The 3,195-nt window shown below is 61.7% G+C and carries 1 protein-coding gene and 2 pseudogenes; 1 reads left to right on the top strand and 2 read right to left on the bottom strand.

Features of this window, described 5'->3' with window-relative positions:
* Positions 1–699, top strand: a pseudogene (locus JCM25156_RS24055) (TonB-dependent receptor); the annotation flags it as partial.
* Positions 700–858: 159 nt separating this feature from the next.
* Here the strand turns inward: JCM25156_RS24055 and JCM25156_RS24050 are convergent.
* Together JCM25156_RS24050 and JCM25156_RS12160 are read right to left on the bottom strand one after the other, a co-directional pair.
* A pseudogene (locus JCM25156_RS24050) lies at positions 859–2,171 on the bottom strand (ammonium transporter).
* Between the two features lie 53 nt (positions 2,172–2,224).
* Complete coding sequence (locus tag JCM25156_RS12160; protein WP_025813273.1) at positions 2,225–2,563, bottom strand: P-II family nitrogen regulator; 339 nt, start codon at positions 2,561–2,563, stop codon at positions 2,225–2,227.
* Positions 2,564–3,195: the final 632 nt, after the last annotated feature.

Here is a 3,195-nt window from a genome sequence, read left to right as displayed (position 1 = left end):
CTCATCGGGAAGCGGGACGGTGCGCGCCGAGCGCGACCATTACTTCGACGCCGGGATCGAGCAGGTTCTCCTGCCCGGCTGGCGCGTCTCGTTCGACGCCTATTACAAGCTGGCCCATAACCTGATTGATGAAGGGCAGTTCGGCGCGCCCATCATCCTGTCCGGCTTCAATTACCGGCGCGGGCAGGTGAACGGGTATGAGGTCGCCACCTCCTACGATCACGGGCCGATCTCGCTCTATGGCAACATGGCGTGGTCACGCGCGATCGGAAAGGACATCACCAGCGCGCAGTTCAATTTCGCGCCGGATGATCTGGCCTATATCAGCCACCGCTGGGTGCATCTGGACCATGACCAGCGCTGGACCGCCTCGGCCGGGGGAGCGTACACGTTCTTTCACCGCACGGGCCACCCCACCCGGCTGTCCGCCACCATGGTTTACGGCAGCGGGCTGCGGCAGGATACGGACATTCCCAATGGCGGCGTGGTGCCGCAATACGCCACGTTCAACATGTCGCTGGTGCAGTCCTTTCGGGATCTGTTCCATTCCCCGTTTTTCCGCACCACGCAGTTGCGGCTGGATGTCACCAACCTGTTCGATCATCCTACATGCTGCGCAGCGGCACCGGCATCGGGGTGGGTGCGCCGCAATACGGCCTGCGCCGCACGATCCTGACAGGAATCTCACAGAATTTCTGAGAAACTGTTTCGGATAACCAATTGATGATAATCTGATAAAAGTTTCTGGGCGCCGCCTTTTAAAAAAGGCGGCGTTTTCCAGGCGGGTCCGGCAGGGCCGGGCATAAAAAAAGGGCGACCCCATGGGGCCGCCCTCGTGTTTTTTCAGGGGGGAAAGGATCAGGAATTGATCCGTTCGCCATGCAGGGCCATGTCGAGGCCTTCCATTTCCTCATCCGGGGAGACGCGCAGGCCGATCGTCAGATCCACGATCTTCAGGATCACGAAGGTCAGCACACCGCACCATACAATGGTGATACCCACGGATTCCGCCTGCGCCAGGAACTGCGCGAACGAACCGCTGACGCCATCGGGGCTGGCGTCGGTGGCGGAAAGCGGGCCATAGGCGAACACGCCCGTCAGCAGCGCACCCACGATACCGCCAATACCATGCACGCCAAACGCATCGAGGCTGTCATCATAGCCCATCAGGTGCTTCAGCGTTGTCGCGCCCCAGAAGCAGATCACACCGGCGGCAAGGCCGATCAGCAGCGCACTGCCGGGCAGCACGAAGCCCGCCGCGGGCGTAATGGCCACAAGACCCGCCACCGCGCCGGAAATGATGCCAAGCACCGTGGGCTTGCCGGTCTTGAGCCATTCGGCGCACATCCATGCGACACCGGCGCCCGCCGTCGCGATCTGGGTCGTCGCCATGGCCATGCCCGCGCGACCGTTCGCGCCAGCGGCGGACCCGGCGTTGAAGCCGAACCAGCCAACCCACAGCAGGGATGCGCCAATCACGGCATAGGTCAGGTTGTAGGGGGACATGTCGTCAACGCCATATCCCTTGCGCCGTCCGATCACCAGGGCGGCGACAAGACCGGCGATACCGGCATTGATATGCACGACCGTGCCACCGGCGAAGTCAATGGCGCCGATCTTGCCCGCGACCCATCCATCCGGTCCCCACACCCAGTGGGCGATGGGCACGTAGACCAGCAGCGACCAGACGATGGTGAACACGCACAGGGCGCTGAATTTCATCCGCTCGGCGAACGCACCGGCGATCAGGGCCGGGGTGATGATCGCGAACGTCATCTGGAACGTCATGAACACGCTTTCGGGGATGGTCATGGCCGTGGCAGCGGGCGTGCCCGCCGCATGGTGAACGCCACGTCCGACCCCTTGGAGATGCCGGCGCCCAACCCGTTAAGCATAACCCGCGACAGGCCGCCGATGAAGGCGTTGCCCGAAGTAAAGGCCAGGCTGTAGCCCAGCATCATCCACACCACGGTCATGATGCAGCAGATCGCGAACGACTGCATGAGTGTCGCAAGCACGTTTTTCTTGCGGACCATGCCGGCATAGAACAGACCCAGGCCCGGAATGGTCATCATCAGCACGAGCGCCGTGCTGACCAGCATCCATGCGGTATCGCCGGTATCGATCGCGGGGGGGGCCGCGTCGGCCGCCATGGCGGGCAGGCTGGTCATGGCCGCCGCGCCAATCACACCCGCCAGCCCTGCTTTCTTGCCAATCTTTGTGATCACAGTGCGTTTTCTCCGGTTTCCTGCGTTCTGATCCGTATTGCCTGTTCAAGATCCAGAACAAAAATCTTTCCATCGCCAATCTTGCCGGTGCATGCGGCGGTCTGGATCACGTCCACCACCTTTTCGCACAGGGCGTCCGGCACCGCGATCTCAAGTTTGATCTTGGGCAGAAACTGAATGTTGTATTCGGCACCGCGATAGATTTCGGTCTGGCCTTTCTGGCGGCCATATCCCTTCACCTCGGTTGCGGTCAGTGCGTCGACACCGATGGAGTGCAACCCTTCGCGTACCTCATCGAGCTTGAACGGCTTGATGATGGCAATAACGAATTTCATTTTGTTCCCTTCCTGCCTGGCCCCTGAAATTTCATTTTGTTGCCTCTAGTTCCGTACAGGCAACTATATCCTGAAGCAATATGAACTTGCTAGCGGATTTCAAAGCGATCATTACGGTGTGAATGTGTTGCCGTTCTGCACACCTTCCGGCCCCGTTTACGCCCCCGTACGCGCCCCTGCGGGGGTGGGAGTTCCCTGCCGGAAGCCCCGGTTCCGCCGGTCATGGCGCGGGCAGTACTGTATATTGAAGTAAAACCGTCATACGGGCAGGTAATTCGGCGCGCGGAAAGACCCGCGCCGGGCTGCTGGCCGGGACTGCGGGACATATCCTTACCATTGCGGTACGAATCGGGGATATGGCCCCGCGGGCCGGAGGGGAACGGGTTATCCGCGCCATGTTCCGTAACCTGCCCTGTGTGGCCGAAACCCGCCTTGCGCCCGGCCCCTGATCCGGCATACCTCATTGCACCATGAACGCACCCGCCCCTCCGTCCCCTTCCACCACACCATCTTCATGGCCGGTCCTGGCCATCGCGGTCATCGGCACGGGCATCCTGTCCGGGCTGGGGGGCACGGCGCTTTCGCTGCTGCTGCACATGATCCAGCACCTGGCCTATGGCTACGGGCAGGCG

It is taken from the genome of Komagataeibacter kakiaceti JCM 25156, assembly GCF_000613305.1.
Note: the sequence above shows the minus strand (reverse complement) of the source record. Positions and strands in the feature narration are given on the sequence as shown.